The 16,532-nt window shown below is 38.7% G+C and carries 15 protein-coding genes; 8 read left to right on the forward strand and 7 right to left on the reverse strand.

Annotation, left to right across the window (positions count from 1 at the left end; genetic code table 11):
- Positions 1-5: 5 nt before the first annotated feature.
- The 4 genes from pdhA (at position 6) to CRO15_RS16565 (ending at position 4,544) form a co-directional block, all read left to right on the forward strand.
- Positions 6-1,004, forward strand: coding sequence for a pyruvate dehydrogenase (acetyl-transferring) E1 component subunit alpha (gene pdhA, locus CRO15_RS16550; protein WP_097047155.1), 999 nt, complete (start codon positions 6-8; stop codon positions 1,002-1,004).
- A 4-nt stretch (positions 1,005-1,008) separates the two neighbouring features.
- Positions 1,009-2,643: a dihydrolipoamide acetyltransferase family protein gene (locus CRO15_RS16555; RefSeq protein ID WP_097046972.1), complete on the forward strand. Its 1,635-nt coding sequence runs from the start codon at positions 1,009-1,011 to the stop codon at positions 2,641-2,643.
- A gap of 94 nt (positions 2,644-2,737) precedes the next feature.
- Positions 2,738-3,772 (forward strand): M28 family metallopeptidase, encoded by a 1,035-nt coding sequence (locus CRO15_RS16560; RefSeq protein WP_097046973.1) that lies wholly within the window; start codon positions 2,738-2,740, stop codon positions 3,770-3,772.
- A 94-nt stretch (positions 3,773-3,866) separates the two neighbouring features.
- Positions 3,867-4,544: an SDR family NAD(P)-dependent oxidoreductase gene (locus tag CRO15_RS16565; protein ID WP_097046974.1), complete on the forward strand. Its 678-nt coding sequence runs from the start codon at positions 3,867-3,869 to the stop codon at positions 4,542-4,544.
- 42 nt (positions 4,545-4,586) lie between these two features.
- Here CRO15_RS16565 and CRO15_RS16570 read toward each other — a convergent pair whose 3' ends face one another.
- A complete protein-coding gene (locus CRO15_RS16570; RefSeq protein WP_097046975.1) occupies positions 4,587-5,711 on the reverse strand; it encodes an inorganic phosphate transporter in 1,125 nt (374 codons plus the stop codon).
- Between the two features lie 164 nt (positions 5,712-5,875).
- Positions 5,876-7,345 carry a sulfatase family protein gene (locus CRO15_RS16575; protein ID WP_243397006.1) on the reverse strand — a complete coding sequence of 490 codons (1,470 nt, stop codon included), beginning with the start codon at positions 7,343-7,345 and terminating at the stop codon, positions 5,876-5,878.
- 87 nt (positions 7,346-7,432) lie between these two features.
- Between CRO15_RS16575 and CRO15_RS16580 the strand changes: the two genes are divergently transcribed.
- Genes CRO15_RS16580 through CRO15_RS16590 form a run of 3 tightly spaced genes read left to right on the forward strand, consistent with a single transcriptional unit; the run spans position 7,433 to position 10,614 of the window.
- Positions 7,433-8,056, forward strand: a complete 624-nt coding sequence (locus tag CRO15_RS16580; protein WP_097047157.1) for a SprT-like domain-containing protein — start codon at positions 7,433-7,435, stop codon at positions 8,054-8,056.
- Positions 8,057-8,074: 18 nt separating this feature from the next.
- Entirely contained in the window at positions 8,075-9,154 is a 1,080-nt protein-coding gene (locus CRO15_RS16585) for a mannose-1-phosphate guanylyltransferase (RefSeq protein WP_097046976.1), read from the forward strand.
- A 2-nt stretch (positions 9,155-9,156) separates the two neighbouring features.
- Entirely contained in the window at positions 9,157-10,614 is a 1,458-nt protein-coding gene (locus CRO15_RS16590; RefSeq protein WP_097046977.1) for a DUF389 domain-containing protein, read from the forward strand.
- A gap of 30 nt (positions 10,615-10,644) precedes the next feature.
- Here CRO15_RS16590 and CRO15_RS16595 read toward each other — a convergent pair whose 3' ends face one another.
- Entirely contained in the window at positions 10,645-11,412 is a 768-nt protein-coding gene (locus tag CRO15_RS16595; RefSeq protein ID WP_097046978.1) for an ABC transporter ATP-binding protein, read from the reverse strand.
- Positions 11,412-12,149 (reverse strand): MlaE family ABC transporter permease, encoded by a 738-nt coding sequence (locus CRO15_RS16600; protein ID WP_097046979.1) that lies wholly within the window; start codon positions 12,147-12,149, stop codon positions 11,412-11,414. Before CRO15_RS16600 ends, CRO15_RS16595 begins: the two co-directional genes overlap by 1 nt.
- 118 nt (positions 12,150-12,267) lie before the next feature.
- On the opposite strand from CRO15_RS16600, the gene pafA reads away from it, so the two are divergent.
- Complete coding sequence (pafA, locus tag CRO15_RS16605; RefSeq protein ID WP_097046980.1) at positions 12,268-13,938, forward strand: alkaline phosphatase PafA; 1,671 nt, start codon at positions 12,268-12,270, stop codon at positions 13,936-13,938.
- Between the two features lie 40 nt (positions 13,939-13,978).
- On the opposite strand, the gene CRO15_RS16610 is transcribed toward pafA, so the two are convergent.
- The 3 genes from CRO15_RS16610 to CRO15_RS16620 all read right to left on the reverse strand — a co-directional run bounded on the left by CRO15_RS16610 (position 13,979) and on the right by CRO15_RS16620 (position 16,528).
- Positions 13,979-14,458, reverse strand: a complete 480-nt coding sequence (locus CRO15_RS16610) for a hypothetical protein (protein WP_133067268.1) — start codon at positions 14,456-14,458, stop codon at positions 13,979-13,981.
- Between the two features lie 214 nt (positions 14,459-14,672).
- Entirely contained in the window at positions 14,673-15,653 is a 981-nt protein-coding gene (locus CRO15_RS16615; RefSeq protein ID WP_097046982.1) for a 2-hydroxyacid dehydrogenase, read from the reverse strand.
- 29 nt (positions 15,654-15,682) lie between these two features.
- Positions 15,683-16,528, reverse strand: a complete 846-nt coding sequence (locus CRO15_RS16620) for a glycosyltransferase family 2 protein (protein WP_097046983.1) — start codon at positions 16,526-16,528, stop codon at positions 15,683-15,685.
- Positions 16,529-16,532 lie beyond the last annotated feature (4 nt).

Below are 16,532 nucleotides of genomic sequence, written 5' to 3' on the forward strand. Positions count from 1 at the left end.
TGTTGATGAAAAAAATCACCAAAGAAGTCTATCTAAAATGGTATGAGGACATGTTGTTCTGGAGAAAGTTCGAGGACAAACTGGCCGCAGTATATATTCAGCAAAAAGTTAGAGGTTTTCTTCACCTATATAATGGTCAAGAGGCTGTGTTGGCAGGATCACTGCACGCTATGGACTTGACCAAGGATAGGATGATAACTGCATATCGTAACCACGTACAGCCTATAGGTATGGGTGTGGACCCTAGAAAAGTGATGGCGGAACTTTTTGGAAAGGTAACAGGTACATCTAAAGGAAATGGAGGCTCTATGCATATCTTTTCCAAAGAACATCGCTTTTATGGCGGACATGGCATTGTTGGCGGACAGATTCCTTTAGGTGCGGGATTGGCCTTTGCCGATAAATATTTTAAAAGAGATTCAGTGACCTTGTGTTACATGGGTGATGGTGCCGTACGTCAAGGATCTTTGCATGAAGCGTTCAATTTAGCCATGCTTTGGCAATTACCTGTGGTATTTATCTGTGAGAACAACGGTTATGCTATGGGAACGTCAGTTGCCCGTACTGCGTATACCACAGAAATATGGAAGTTGGGATTAGGTTACGAAATGCCGTGTACCGATGTGGATGGAATGGATCCCGCAACTGTTGCCAAAGAAGTGGATAAAGCCATAGAGCGAGCTCGTACGGGTGGTGGTCCAACTTTCTTAGAAATGAAAACTTACCGTTACAGAGGACATTCCATGTCTGATGCACAGCATTATAGAACCAAGGAAGAAGTAGAGGAATACAAAAAAATAGATCCAATTACTCAGGTTAAGGATATCATCTTTGAAAAAGGATGGGCTACTGAGGACCAAATAAAGGAAATTGACAAAAACGTTAAGAGTTTAGTCTCTGAGTGTGAAAAATTCGCAGAAGAATCAGATTTCCCACCGTTGGAACAAATGTATGACACCGTATACGAACAAGAAGATTATCCATTTTTACAACATAAATTATAAGTAGATGGCAGAAGTAATCAACATGCCTAGGTTGAGCGATACCATGGAAGAAGGAACCGTGGCAAAATGGCTCAAAAAAGTAGGAGACAAAGTAGAGGAAGGTGATATTCTGGCTGAAATCGAGACCGACAAGGCCACCATGGAATTTGAGTCCTTTCATGAAGGTACATTACTTCATATTGGTATTGAAGAAGGAGATGGTGCTCCGGTTGATTCGCTTTTGGCCATTATTGGAGAAGAGGGTGAAAATATTGCTGCATTGTTGAATGGAGGGGGTGCACAGACATCTGCTGAATCTTCAGTTGAAACAGAAAGTGTTTCTGAAACACCAGCTGCTCCTGTTGCGGTAAGTGCTGCGGTTCCGGAAGGAGTTGAGGTTATTAAAATGCCACGATTGAGTGATACCATGGAAGAAGGAACTGTTGCCTCTTGGTTGAAAAAAGTAGGGGATGAGGTAGAAGAAGGAGATATTCTGGCCGAGATTGAAACTGACAAAGCTACCATGGAGTTCGAATCCTTCTACTCAGGTACACTTCTACATATTGGAATACAAGAAGGAGAATCCGCACCAGTGGATGATGTTTTGGCTGTTATTGGACCAGCTGGTACGGATGTTAGTGTAGTGTTGAATGCACCTGCGGGAGCAAGTGTAGCCGAAAGTGCTCCACAACCAGAAGCCGTGGCAGAAGCACCAAAAGCCCAAGAAGCAGCTTCAGAAGTGCAGGCTTCTCAAAACGGACAACGTGTTTTGGCTTCACCATTGGCCAAGAAGATAGCTAGAGAAAAAGGAATCAATTTAGCAGATATAAAAGGTTCTGGCGATCATGGCAGGATTGTAAAAAGAGATGTGGAAAACTTCCAGCCATCTCAAGCAACTTCTTCATTACCAGCGGTTTCTGCTACAGTGGAAGCTACTGTTCCTGTTGCAGCTGCTCCAATAAGTCTACCTGTTGGGGAAGAAGGTATGGAAGAAGTGAAGAACTCTTCTATGCGAAAAGCAATTACCAAACATTTGGGCGCATCTAAGTTTAGTGCTCCACATTTCTATTTGACCATTGAAGTGGATATGGATAATGCCAAAGCATCCCGTACGCAAATCAATAATTTACCAGATACCAAAGTATCTTTTAATGATATGGTATTAAAAGCCAGTGCTATGGCGTTGAAGAAACATCCTCAAGTGAATACCACTTGGACTGATGAGGCCACTATTTACAAGCACCATATACATATGGGAGTAGCTGTGGCGGTTGATGAAGGATTGGTAGTTCCCGTAATTAAGTTTGCAGATCAATTGAGTTTGACTCAGCTTGGTACTTCCGTTAAGGATTTGGCTGGTAGAGCACGTACCAAAAAGATAAAACCAGATGAAATGGAAGGAAGTACCTTTACCGTTTCCAATTTGGGAATGTTCGGAATTTTAGAATTCACTTCTATCATCAATAAACCAAATTCAGCTATTTTGTCCGTTGGTGCAATTGTAGAGAAACCAGTGGTAAAAAATGGAGAGATAGTTGTAGGGAATACTATGAAGGTGACATTGGCTTGTGATCATAGAACTGTTGATGGCGCTGTTGGAGCCCAATTCTTGCAAACATTGAGGGCGTATCTAGAGAATCCGGTTACCATGTTGGCTTAATTATAGGTTCTAACCTGGCCTAAAACCAATATAATTTTAAGCATCCTTTTAGGATGCTTTTTTTATCTTTAAAAAAAATCAAAAAACGAATACAATGAAAAAACTTTTCTATGTTTTTGGAACCCTACTTGCCATAAGCTGTGGTTCCACGCAACTGGTGGAAACAAAAACAACCTCGGCATCAGGTCCTGAAGGTGTAAAGGGAAGTGTGGTTGCAGCCTCATCCGAAGTTAAGACGGTTGCTTCAACAGAAAAGGCATTTACCAATGCCGAACGCGTAGGTGATATAATGAAATATCTTGCTTCTGACGATCTTAAAGGGCGTGATTCAGGTAGCGAAGGCATAGAAATGGCCGCTACATACATTGAAAATTATTTTAAAAGTTATCAAGTTAAACCCTATTTTGATTCCTATCGTGATACCCTTACCAACTTTAAAGAGACAGCTTATAATGTTGTAGGTGTTGTGGAGGGCAATGATCTAACCCTAAAGAACGAGTACATTCTAATTGGAGCACATTATGATCATATTGGCACCATTGCACCTGAAGATGGAGATTATATTGCCAATGGTGCCAATGATAATGCTTCTGGAACTACTACTGTGATGGAGTTGGCACGTTATTTTGGAACCAAAAAGAATAACAAACGAAGTTTGATTTTTGCGCTCTTCAGCGCAGAGGAAAAGGGTTTGTTGGGGTCTGAGCATTTAGCTAAAAAGCTAAAAGAACAAAATTTGAACCTGTACTCGATGCTCAATTTTGAAATGACAGGGGTTCCGTTACAAGGGAAGGAATACTTTGTATACATCACAGGTTATGATAATTCTAATTTAGCAGCTATTTGTAATAACTATGCCAAGGAGAATTTGGTTGGATTTTTACCTACGGCAAAGGAATACAACCTCTTCCAACGTTCCGATAACTATCCGTTCCATAAAGAATTTGGGGTGCCATCGCATACCTATTGCACGTTTGATTTCACCAATTTTAATCACTACCACAAAGTGGGTGACGAAATAGACTTAATGGATTTTGACCATATGGCTACTTTGGTGAATAAATTACTGCCCGTTTTGGAAGGAATTGCTAATGCACCAACACAAGAAGTAAAGATAAATTCAAAATAATTGCCTTTTGAAGGGTGTTTTGGATTCCCATTTTCATAGGAATGACAGTAGAATTAATTAAATGTCACCTCTAGCGCAGTCGAGAGGTTTTTATATGGCAAACATCATCATAACAGGAACAAGTAGAGGCATCGGTTTTGAATTGGTTCAGCTTTTTGCTAAGGAAGGACACCAAGTTTTGGCGCTGTCCAGAAATGAAAAACCCACAGCTGATTTAAACTTCTCCAACGTGCATGTAATACCTTTTGATATATCCAATCCTGCCGATTTTCAAAAGCTAACTGACTTTCTCCAACAATGGGACAAGGTGGACGTACTGATTAACAATGCAGGGAGTTTGCTGAACAAACCTTTTTTGGAAACGTCCCCAAAAGAATTTGAATCAGTTTACAAAGTAAATGTGTTTGGCGTGGCCGAAATGACTCGTACCGTGCTTCCCAAAATGGGTAAGAATGGACATGTAGTTACCATTAGTTCCATGGGCGGGGTGCAGGGCAGCGCAAAATTTCCGGGACTCTCTGCGTATAGTTCCAGTAAGGGAGCTGTAATTACCTTGACCGAACTTTGGGCTGAAGAATTTAAGGAAACAGGTCCTAGTTTTAATGTTTTGGCACTAGGTGCAGTACAAACAGAAATGTTGGAAGAAGCATTTCCGGGTTATCAGGCACCGGTTACCGCCTTGCAAATGGCTACATATGTTAAGGACTTTGCTCTTACCGGAAACAAACTTTACAATGGAAAAATGTTACAAGTGAGTAATAGCACTCCTTAATTCAGCATTTTTTTCAATTTTGGAAATATTGTTTTAGTGTTTCTATTTGAAAGTAAGAAGTAACCAATAAACAGTTGCACTGTATAAAGCTGCTATAGGCAAAGTCAAAAGCCAAGATAAGAGAATGTTACTAACCACCTTAATATTGGCTTTTTTGGTAACGGTCCCAATTCCAAAAATAGAACCAACGCTAACATGTGTGGTAGAAACAGGTAGTCCGTGAACACTGGCTGTGGTAACCAAAATTCCCGTGACCAAATTTGCGGTAAACCCTTGGCCACTGTTCATTGGAGTAATTTTTTTGCTCATCATTTCTCCTACTTTCTTTGCATTTAGTAATCCACCAACTGCCATGGCTATAGCTACTGCAATCATTCCCCATTTAATGTCTAAGGAATTGATTACAATAAGTAAACCTACAATTTTTGGAGTATCGTTAAGCCCTCGAGCAAAGCTCACAACTCCGGCACTTAAATAATGAGCGGTATCCAATACTTTTTGAGCATTTATACCTACAAAATTTCCTTCGTATCTATTTGCAAACTCCTGTTCTTTACTTATTAGTAATGTTTTTTGTTTGGTTTCCACGGCAGCGTCATAACTTTCAGTATGTAATGGCTTTGCTATCATAACTTTTTCTTCCCCGATATAGGCACTTGTTTCCTTAGTTACACCCATGGCAATCCGTAAACGTTTAAAAATGATGTATACAATCAAACTCACTATTGCAGCCATCAGAGGACTCACGATTAAGGGCATTAAAAAAGTATTGCCCAGTTTGGCAAAATTAAAAGCACTTCCTACGGCTACGACACCACTCCCGAATAATGCTCCCACCAAACTATGGGTGGTAGAGATGGGCATTCCTATTTTTGTGGCCATAAAAACGGTAAGTGCGGCTCCAAGGGCTATTGAAATGGCAAACTCTGGGGATTGAATTAGAGTGTCTGGCACAAGACCCTTTCCTGAAAAGTTCTTTACCAAGGTACTTGCTAAAAAGATTGCAGCAACTGAACCCGAAAAAGTGGTTATTGTGGCCCAATTGATAGCTTTTTTGTAATTGGTGGTTCCGCTGCCAAATAAGGTGGCAACACCCTTAAAATTATCATTGGCACCATTACTATAAGCAAGAAATCCAGCGGCAATAAAAAGAAGAACAAATATCATTTGACAAAATCCAGTTTAAAAACATTGTGCAATTCAAGCCGTATAGTCGAAGATATGACACGGCGATTACAGATCGTAATTAAGAAAAATGCCACATTTTACGCGATTCCCACTAAAAAAACACAAAAGCCTACTTGTGATTTTTCAGAAACGTTGTCTGAATACTAATTGTAATCAATGCCCTTGTTACTGTTTTCTACCGATGCCTTCCAGTTGGACAAATCTTGAATAAGTTGATTTGTCAGTTCTTGATTTTGTTCGGCAATATTTTTCTTTTCTGATTTATCATTCAATATATCATACAGTTCATAATTCCCATTTTCCAAATCCCCTATCAATTTATATTGCTGTGTTACCCATGAAATGTGTGGTTCACAAATAAAGCCAATTGGTTTTTCTCTTTCAGTTTCATTATCTACAAGAGCGTCAAGTATGCTAGTGCCGTCAATAGGCCTATTGTCAGGATATTCTATGTCTAAGATATCAAGTATGGTAGGCATGTAATCACTAGTGACAGCTGGAAAATCCTTCCGCATACCTCCTTTTAAATGATCTTTCCATACCACGAAAGCAGGAACCCTCACTCCTCCTTCATACAAGCTTCTTTTTTGTCCTCTAAAAACACCTGCGCTACCAGGTGTCTTAAACTCTGGACCATTATCGCTACAAAAGAAAATGATGGTATTTTTATCCAATTCATTTTCTTTTAACTTTTTCCACAGTCTACCAATTTGCTCATCCATTGCGGTTAGAGTTCCATAATAAATCTGCTCTGGTAAATCCAAGTTACTGTAATGGCCTCGGTGAATACTGTCACTTACTACTGGTAAATGTGGAGTATGGAACCATATTGTTGTAAAAAATGGTTTGTTGGCTTTATAGGAATCATCAATAAAAGGAATTACACGGTCCATAATAATACGGGAATCATCTCCTTTTAAGTTTTTAGACACTTTTTGATTTTCTCCATTCCAGTATGCAGTACCATATGCTTTTGTCGATTCTTGATTTTCTATTGACCTCCATCCATACCTTTTGCTTTCTCCTTCTTCAAAAACAGAAGGAAGAATCATGGGGTCATACGTTGGCACTTTGGATTCTGTGCTGAAATATTCATCATAACCATGCTCAGAGGGAATGCTATAGTCATCAGTGAATTCTGCCTTTCCACCTCTATTTGCATCTGGAACCTGTTTTGTTAGCGTTCCTAAATGCCATTTACCAAAATGACCGGTTACATACCCTTCTTTCTGCAGGATTTCCGGAATGGTAATTTCCTCTTCTTTTAAATGTCCGGTATTGGCATATGGAATATCCATTCTCAAAGAGTTTCTTCCGGTAATTAAACTGGCTCTTGTGGGAGAGCAAACAGCAGATGCTGAATAAAATCTATCGAGAATAATACCATTTGCGGCAAGCGAATCTAAACAAGGAGTTTTTATTTTACTGTTCCCATTAAAACCAACATCATACCATCCTTGGTCATCTGTCATAATTAAGATGATATTTGGTTTTTGAAAAATGGACTTTGGAGTAGGTTGTTTGCATGCAAACATTCCAATTACAATGATTAACGGAAGTATCCAGAATTTGGTCCCTTTTAGAATTTTGGCGTTGTCAATTTGTAACATCATTCAGGTATTTTACTCAATTAGATAAATTTAGATAAAATAACTTTGGATTTTTCTGCTCAAAAGAAATCAACTTATAACTTTGTTAGAGTGAGTGATACTTTACAAAAATATTTGCCCGAACGCGCAGTTGAACCTTGTTTTGAGCTTGTCAAAACCCATGCTGTGCATTTGAAGATTGTAAACCATAGGGTAACTAGGCATGGTGATTATAGAAGGCTTGCGAATGGTCTGCACCAAATTACAGTCAATGCATCACTAAATAAATACCGGTTTTTAATAACACTGATTCATGAGATTGCCCATTTGGTGGCTTTTGAAAAATACGGACGCAGAATCAAGCCCCATGGCTTGGAATGGAAGCGAACCTTTCAACATTTAATGGTACCCTTTATACGACCAGAAGTATTTCCGTCCCAACTATTGCCCGTAATTGCAAATCATTTTAAAAATCCAAAGGCAAGTAGTAGTACAGATGCACGTTTGTCTATTGCACTAAAGGCTTTTGATGAAGAGGAGCGCAAAAATAGCTATGTGTATGAACTACCCATGGGTAGTACCTTTCGACTGTATAATGGTAAATTGTTTAAGAAAGGACAAAAAAGAGTAAAAAGATATGAGTGTGTAGAATTGGCTTCGGGCAGGTTATATTTGTTCCAACCAAATGCCGAAGTAGAGCTGATTAAGAATGCACAAATAGAACCACCTTTTTAAGGAAAAGAAAAAGCGAAAATGAACAAAAATTATTACGCAATACTAATGGCCGGAGGTGTAGGGTCTCGTTTTTGGCCTGTCAGCACATCATCAAACCCAAAACAGTTTCATGATATGCTGGGAGCTGGGAAGACCCTAATTCAAAAAACTTTTGATCGCCTTAACCGTTTTATCCCAACAGAAAATATCTTGATTCTGACCAATGAACGCTACAACGATTTGGTCTTGGAGCAATTACCAAAGGTAAAACAAGAGCAAGTGGTCTTGGAGCCTGCCATGCGCAATACAGCCCCTTGCATTTTATATGCCTCACTCAAAATTCAGAAGATGAACCCCAATGCGGTAATGATTGTGGCACCCAGTGATCATTGGATAGAAGATGAACAATCTTTTGAAGATAATGTAACAGCTTGTTTTGATAAATGTGGGAAGGAAGAAGTGTTGTGTACTTTGGGGATTCAACCAACTTTTCCAAATACGGGTTTTGGGTATATAGAATTTGAAAAAGGGAGTGACAAAAACCTGAAAAAAGTGTCTCAGTTTAGAGAGAAACCCGATTATGAAACGGCCAAGGAGTTCTTGGCACAGGGTAATTTTCTTTGGAATGCGGGGATTTTTATGTGGGGGGTGAACACGATAGTAAATGCATTCAAAAATTATCAGCCTAAACAATATGAGTTGTTCGAGCGAGGTGTTTCTTGTTATAACACGGTGGAAGAACAAGCTTTTATACAGGAAAATTATCCTAAGGCTGATAACATCTCTATAGATTATGCTATCTTGGAGAAGTCCAAAGCCATTTTTACGTTGCCTGCCACTTTTGATTGGAATGACCTGGGAACTTGGGGAGCTTTGTATGAGAAGCTAAATAAAGATGAAGATGAAAATGCGGTTGTAAACGGAAAGGTGTTATTGGAAGATGCCAAAGGAAATATGATTCGTTCCCCGAAGGGGAAAATCGTGGTTGTGGACGGATTAAAGGATTATATTATTGTAGATAAGGAGGAGGTATTGCTGATTTACCCCAAATCCAAACAGCAGAATATTAAAGAAGTGCTGAATCAAGTAAAAGAAAGGTTTGGCGATGAATACGCGTAATTATGAGTGAGCATTTGTTTACGGAAGGGGAAAACTCACCCGGTAAGGATAGCGGAGATGAAGTAAAAAAAGATTTTAAAGGACTTTTAGGTAGTATTCGGAAGTTCCTTTCCGAGCTTTTGGAGATTAGGACCAACACGGATGCCGCGGCAACTAAGGAGTCAATCATAGTTGATATTCCCTTTAAGGGGCATACATCCTGGATTTTAATTTGTTCCATCTTTATTGCTTCCATTGGGTTGAACGCCAACTCTACTGCTGTTGTTATCGGTGCCATGTTAATTTCTCCTTTGATGGGCCCCATTTTGGGCATGGGTATGTCTTTGGCAATCAACGATATTGATACCCTACGCAGATCTCTTAAGAATTTCACTGTCATGGTGGTTTTAAGTGTGTTCACGGCGTTCTTATTCTTTTATCTATTTCCACTGCGGGATGAATCTTCGGAACTTTTAGCTAGGACAAAACCTGATATCCGAGATGTGCTGATTGCATTTTTTGGTGGTTTGGCCTTGGTTATTGCAAGAGCCAAAAAAGGTACTATTGCCAGTGTTATTTTTGGCGTTGCCATTGCCACGGCACTTATGCCACCGTTGTGTACGGTTGGTTTCGGTTTAGCGATAGGTAAACCTTGGTATGCCGCTGGAGCAATGTATCTTTTCATTATCAACACCATTTTTATTGGCTTGGCCACTTTTTTGGTCATTAAGTTTCTACGATTTCCAATGGTGCGGTATGCCAATTCGCAACGAAGACGATTTATTGCTCGCGTAGCGTCCATTACTGGAATTTTAGTTATGATTCCTGCTGGATTTACCTTTTATCAGGTTTTTCAAGAATCACTTTTTAAGAAGCAAGCACAAGAATTCCTAAAAGAAACTATTGAAGTCTATCAGTTTAATGAATCTGGGCGATACGTGGATAATTTAACCAAATTGGAATTCAATAAGGGAGAAACTCCTTTAATTGAATTAGTTTGTATGGGAGATGAATTGATTCCTGAAAATGTCATCAATACTTGGAGGGTCCAGAAGAATGAATATTCCAGATTAAAGGATGCCCAGTTTAAGATTTTACAGGGTGGTAAGGATGATTCTGAAGAAAAGTTCAATTATGTAAGTGAGCTTTATGAAAAAAACAAAGCCGAATTGTTGAACAAGGATGAGCAAATACGATTGTTGGAAGAGGAAGTGGCCACCTTGACCAAAAATGCAGGAAAACAGATTCCTTTCAGCAATATTAGTGCGGAAGCAAAAGCCAATTATGGAAATATTGAAGGCTTGGGTTTTTCCTATCAAATCCAAACCGACTTTAAAAAGCAAGATACTGTTCCTGTTTTTGAGGTGAAATGGAAAAATGGAATTCAAAAAAATCAAAAGGAGAGCGACGCCAAAAAAATGTTGACGTGGCTCAAGGTTAGACTTCAGGATAGTACAATTGTAATGAAAGAAGCTGAGTGATTTTCAGACATTATAGAAATGTGATTGCAGTTAGTTCCGTTCCTCAATATACATTTGGCGTACCTTTTTGAAAAGCTCTGAAGAATAGACAAAATTGGTAACCGCTTCATTGTCCGTTTTAAAGATTTCCTTATTTGTGCCTTCCCATTCCTTAAAACCATCTTTTAGAAAAATGATTTTTTCACCAATCTCCATAACCGAGTTCATATCGTGAGTGTTGATAATTGTGGTAATGTTATATTCTTTGGTGATTTCTTGGATTAGATTGTCAATCAATATAGCTGTTTTGGGGTCAAGGCCCGAATTGGGCTCGTCACAAAACAAATACTTGGGATTCATAACAATGGCACGAGCAATGGCCACACGCTTTTGCATACCCCCAGAGATTTCTGAAGGATACTTTTTATGGGCATCTATAAGGTTGACACGTTCCAGTACAAAATCGACCCGATCTTGCATTTCTGCTTTGGTTTGATTAGTGAACATATCCAAAGGGAACATTACATTGCCTTCCACAGTCATAGAATCAAAAAGGGCACTTCCTTGAAAAACCATGCCCATTTCTTGGCGTAAATCTCGCCTTTCACTAGTGGAAAGTTCAGAATAAAACTGCCCATTATAGCAAATTTGCCCTTCATCTGGCTCAAAAAGACCTAATAAACACTTCAGGAAAACGGTTTTTCCAGAGCCACTTTGCCCAATGACCAAGTTGGTTTTCCCATCTTCAAAAACAGTGCTAATCCCTTTCAGTACATGGGCATCTCCAAATGATTTGTGGATGTTTTCAACTTCAATCATCAGCCTAAAATTAATTGTGTAAGGATATAATTCAAAATGATGATAACTACACTGGTCCATACAAAGGCGGTGGTACTTGCTTTACCTACCTCTAGAGCTCCACCTTTCATAAAAAAACCATGAAAAGAAGGTACTGTGGCAATAACAAAAGCAAATATTAGGGTCTTGATGAATGCATAAGTGACATGGAACGACTCAAATTCCATTTGTAAACCTTTAATAAATTCACCACTTGGGGCATAGCCTCCAAAAACTGCGGCGATCCATCCGCCCAAAACTCCCACGAACATGGCAATTGCAACAGCAAAGGGGTACATGAACATGGCAATTATTTTGGGGAATACTAAATAATTCAATGAGTTGACGCCCATGACCTCCAAGGCATCTATTTGTTCGGTAACCCGCATAGTACCTATACTGGATGTAATATATGAACCCACTTTTCCTGCCATAATTATTGAGGTGAAAGTGGGGGCAAATTCTAAGATAACCGATTGTCTGGTAGCGAAACCAATAAGACTTTTGGGTAAAAACGGATTATTGAGGTTAAGTGCAGTCTGAATGGTAACAACACCTCCAATAAAAAAGGCAATAAAGATGATGATACCCATTGAACCGTATATCAGTTCATCGATTTCCTTTAAAATAAGGGATCTCATGATTGGCCATTTGGTAGGTTTTTTAAATACTTCCCAAACCATGATGAAGTACTTCCCAATCGCTTCAAGATAATTCATGCACTAAAAATAGACTTGCAGCCATAAAAATAAGAATATTGCCGTGCATTTAACCTTGAATTTAAATTTTAAAAAAGATAATTGAATAGTTTTGTCTCTATTTAACAAAATACAATTCATGAAAAGAATCAACCTGCTTGTATTATTAGTATCATTTTTTTGCTTAAACTTATCCACGGCGCAACGAAGAGGAAAGAATGCTCTGGAGCCCATACCTGTTCAAATTGCACAATCACCAAAATTGGTTGTGGGTGTTGTTGTGGATCAAATGAGGTATGATTATTTAACTCGTTTTTGGGGCCATTATGGAGAAGGTGGTTTTAAGCGGTTGGTTAACCAAGGGTTTAATTGTAAAAATCATCACTTTAATTATGCGCCAACCAGCACAGGGCCGGGCCATGCATCTGTTTATACCGGGACTACACCTTCTACCCATGGTATTATTGGTAACAATTGGTATGATAAAACACAGGATAAGGAAGTGTATTGTGCTTCGGATGATGGTTATGAGTCGGTAGGAACATTATCAGATGCTGGGAAAATGTCTCCGCACCGTTTGGTAACAACCACTATTACAGATCAACTGCGATTGCATACACAAAAAAGAGGAAAGGTAATCGCCGTAGCTCTAAAGGATCGTGGAGCAGTATTGCCTGGCGGACATACTGCAAATGCGGCATATTGGTTTGAAGGGGGTGATAGTGGCAAATGGATAAGTAGTACTTACTATATGCAGCAATTACCTCAATGGGTGGTAGATTTTAATGCATCAGATAGGGTGGAGGCCTATAAAAAGCCTTGGACTACTTTAAAGGATATCAATTTGTATTTGGAAAGTGGACCGGACAATAATAGCTATGAAGGATTATTTGAGGACGAGACCACCCCTACATTTCCGCATAGCACCCCAAACCTGCTTAGTAAAACCAAGGATTTTGAAATTTTGAAATATACACCTTATGGTAATACTATTACTGCAGACTTTGCTCTTGAAGCTCTTGATAAGGAAGGTTTGGGTGCAGATGCTATAACAGATTTCTTAGCTATAAGCTTTTCCAGCGCAGATTACATTGGTCATAAGTTTGGGGTAAACTCCAAAGAAATCCAAGATGTTTATTTGCGTTTAGATAGAGATTTGGAGCGCATTCTGAACACGCTTGATCAAAAAGTGGGAGCTGGGCAATATACTGTGTTTTTGACTGCCGATCATGGAGCGGTAAATGTACCGGCCTATTTACAAGATCAAAAAATTCCGGCCGGATATTTGGATTTGGATGAAATGAAAGCCAAGTTTACGGAATTTATAAAATACAAGTATGGAACTACGGATTTGGTAAAACACATTTCTGGCATGCAGATATTTTTGGACCATAAGGTAATTGCCAATTTGGATATGGATTTGAACGATGTGGAAGAGGAAATTGCATTTGAACTTTTAAGTTATGAAGGAGCCAACGAAGTATATACTGCACATCAACTTTGGCGGAATGAGTACACTTCTGGAATACCATATTTGCTTCAGAACGGGTACAATCAAAAACGATCAGGGAATGTATGGATAGTTCAACGACCTGGATTTGCGAACTACAGAAGAACTGGATCCACTCATGGTTCCCCTATGATCTACGATACCCATGTACCATTGTTATTCTATGGAACGGGTATTAAAAAAGGTAGCACTGCTAACAGGACAGAAATTCCCGATATTGCGCCAACCATTGCCACATTGTTAGGGGTTGCTTTTCCAAACGGAACTACAGGTAGGCCAATAGGTGAGGTTTTAAAATAATCATTAGAGTATTTATACCTGTAGGCCAAGAATGTAAAATTTAATTAAAAAAGAAAGAGGGGAGCGATATAAGGCCTGTAAAAACCATAAAGCATATTAACAGGTAATCGTTGAGTTTTAAACTTCGGGTTTCGTCCATTTGCAAAATATTCCAAAGCATGAAAATTGCAATGGTAGCTAAAACAACAAAAACCAATAAGACAATGTTGTTGATAGGTCCATTCAATCCAAAAATAAATGCTAATAAAATTCCAAGGATAACGATAGAAATGGTGGTGAGGCCAAAGACAATTCCAAACTTTTTGGTTTGAATGAAACCAATTAATGCAATTGCAGAAAATATGGTTGTAATAATAAACCCTTTCGTGGTCCAAAGAATTTCCGCAAAATTGTTTGATAATGGATTCCAATAATTCCCATATACTGTAATCAATATTGCCAATAAGGATATAATGGAAAGCACTATTGTTAAAAAAGTAAATGACAGTACCATATAGCGCTTTGTATTTTTTGACGTCATGGCCATTTCTTAAATAATGAGATGAGCGATTTTGAAAACATATTTAGCTCATGGTTTTGATCTCCAAACAGCTCTTAAAATCAAATACACCTAAGTTGTATGATAAAAGTAAACTCCTTTTGTAAAACACATAACGGCAATTGATGAATGACCGGTTTCAAATAACCAATGGTCATTTGCGGACAATAAGTTCTTTAAAATGAAGATATAAGCTTTAAAGCACCTCAGGATTAACAATATATGGCACTTTTCCTTCCTTGTAAAAGTCAATGATGTTAGTGGCCCCCATTCTAGCCATCTCTTCTCTAGCATTAATAGTGGCCGAACCGATATGTGGGAGTACACATACATTTTCCATACTAAGAAGCGGGTTGTTGGGTTTCATAGGTTCTGGATTCGTCACATCTAAACCAGCTCCCCAAATATTCTTGCTTTTCAAAGCGTTGATTAAATCTTCTTCATTGTGGATAGCTCCCCTAGCTGTATTGATAAGCAAAGCTGTGGATTTCATCTTATCAAAAACGGTTTTATTAAAAATACCATGGGTTTCTGGAGTAAGGGCACAATGAACAGAAATCACATCACTTGTGGATATCAACGTATCAAAATCTACCAGTTTGGCCCCTAACTCTTTTTCCGCCGTTGGGTTAGAACTTCTGTTGTGATATATGATTTCCATATCATAAGCTCCCTTGCATCGTTTGGCCATGGCCATGCCAATTCGTCCCAATCCCAGAATTCCAACAGTTTTACCTTTTAGCTCTAATCCTAAATGCCCAACAGGGTCAAAATATCCCCATTCACCATTCTTTATTTTCTGGTTCATAAAGAACATTTTGCGTGCTGTGGCAATCATCAATCCAAAAGCAATATCTGCAGTGGCTTCATTCATGGCATTTGGAGCATATCCAATAGGAATTTCTAGTTTAGTAGCTTCTTCAATATCAATGTTGTCATAACCAACAGCAAATTGGGTAATGATATCTAAATGGGAACAAGAATTTAAAAAAGCTTTGTCAATCTTATCTGTTAGCGTGCAAAAAAGAGCGTCACAATCTTGTGCGGCTTTGGTCAGCTCTTCGTAAGCCATAGGATGTTCTTTATCCCATGATTTAACTTCAAAACCCGCTTTTTCTAAAAGTTGGGTTGCCAATTTTGGGAAAATTCGAGAGAGTAAAACTTTTTTTCGAGCCATAGGTTACTTTATTTTGAGCTTAATGATATTTACTGAAGTTTTTGTGCAATCCCTTGCCATCTATATTTTCTGATAAAAGCGCCTTCTTTTGATGTTACAAAACGAGGGCATTGATTAATTGATGCCTTGAGATAACCAATGATAATTTGAATATAAAGTCTTGGACTTTTGGCTTGCCATGCCATTTTCAATGCGGCTATTTTGGTAAGGATTATGCCGTATCGCATTTTATAAAGAGCTTCACCCTTAGATTGATATTTTTTAGTACTATAACCGTGACCTGTGGGACGGAGGTGTTTAACCTGTAAAGATGTATCGGTTAAAGCTTCAAAATTGTGATATTTTGCAAGCAACACATCAACGGTATCCCAACCTACACCCGAAAGAAGGCCCCCAATTTTATCAAAACAGGCCTTGTGGTATAGTTTAATGGGGCCACGTATATGATTTTTATCCGCAATATGCTCATAAACCCAGTTCTCTCCTTTTTTGATATAAAGTAATCCAGAACACATGCCCAGTTTCCAGTTAGATTGAAAATGGTTTAGAACGCTCTCAAAATAATTTGGCGGGAGAATGATGTCCGCATCAAATTTGCCTATCAAGTTATGGTCAGAAGCATATTTCAATCCAAAATTAAAGGTATCAACCACTTTTTTCCCAGGAACATGTTCGTCTATTGATTTTCGTTGAACCACTTTTATCCAACCAAAATTTTTGGCGTAATCCGTGGCAATTTTAAAGGTGGCATCACTTGAGTTGTCATCTACTATGATAACTTCATTAGGAATATGGGTTTGGGAAACGAAAGAATCCAGACATTCCTTTAGAAAATCCGCTTCGTTATGTGCAGGGATGATAATGCTAATTCGCATAGCT

It is taken from the genome of Flagellimonas pacifica, from assembly GCF_900215465.1.
Classification (GTDB): domain Bacteria; phylum Bacteroidota; class Bacteroidia; order Flavobacteriales; family Flavobacteriaceae; genus Flagellimonas; species Flagellimonas pacifica.

Coding starts and splice junctions, on each gene's coding strand:
- CRO15_RS16600 (WP_097046979.1), bottom strand. CDS start 12,149: ATGAATTATCTTGAAGCGATTGGGAAGTACTTCATCATGGTTTGGGAA.
- CRO15_RS16590 (WP_097046977.1), top strand. CDS start 9,157: ATGAGTGAGCATTTGTTTACGGAAGGGGAAAACTCACCCGGTAAGGAT.
- CRO15_RS16565 (WP_097046974.1), top strand. CDS start 3,867: ATGGCAAACATCATCATAACAGGAACAAGTAGAGGCATCGGTTTTGAA.
- CRO15_RS16615 (WP_097046982.1), bottom strand. CDS start 15,653: ATGGCTCGAAAAAAAGTTTTACTCTCTCGAATTTTCCCAAAATTGGCA.
- CRO15_RS16560 (WP_097046973.1), top strand. CDS start 2,738: ATGAAAAAACTTTTCTATGTTTTTGGAACCCTACTTGCCATAAGCTGT.
- pafA (WP_097046980.1), top strand. CDS start 12,268: ATGAAAAGAATCAACCTGCTTGTATTATTAGTATCATTTTTTTGCTTA.
- CRO15_RS16620 (WP_097046983.1), bottom strand. CDS start 16,528: ATGCGAATTAGCATTATCATCCCTGCACATAACGAAGCGGATTTTCTA.
- CRO15_RS16570 (WP_097046975.1), bottom strand. CDS start 5,711: ATGATATTTGTTCTTCTTTTTATTGCCGCTGGATTTCTTGCTTATAGT.
- CRO15_RS16555 (WP_097046972.1), top strand. CDS start 1,009: ATGGCAGAAGTAATCAACATGCCTAGGTTGAGCGATACCATGGAAGAA.
- CRO15_RS16585 (WP_097046976.1), top strand. CDS start 8,075: ATGAACAAAAATTATTACGCAATACTAATGGCCGGAGGTGTAGGGTCT.
- CRO15_RS16575 (WP_243397006.1), bottom strand. CDS start 7,345: ATGATGTTACAAATTGACAACGCCAAAATTCTAAAAGGGACCAAATTC.
- CRO15_RS16595 (WP_097046978.1), bottom strand. CDS start 11,412: ATGATTGAAGTTGAAAACATCCACAAATCATTTGGAGATGCCCATGTA.
- CRO15_RS16610 (WP_133067268.1), bottom strand. CDS start 14,458: ATGACGTCAAAAAATACAAAGCGCTATATGGTACTGTCATTTACTTTT.
- pdhA (WP_097047155.1), top strand. CDS start 6: ATGAAAAAAATCACCAAAGAAGTCTATCTAAAATGGTATGAGGACATG.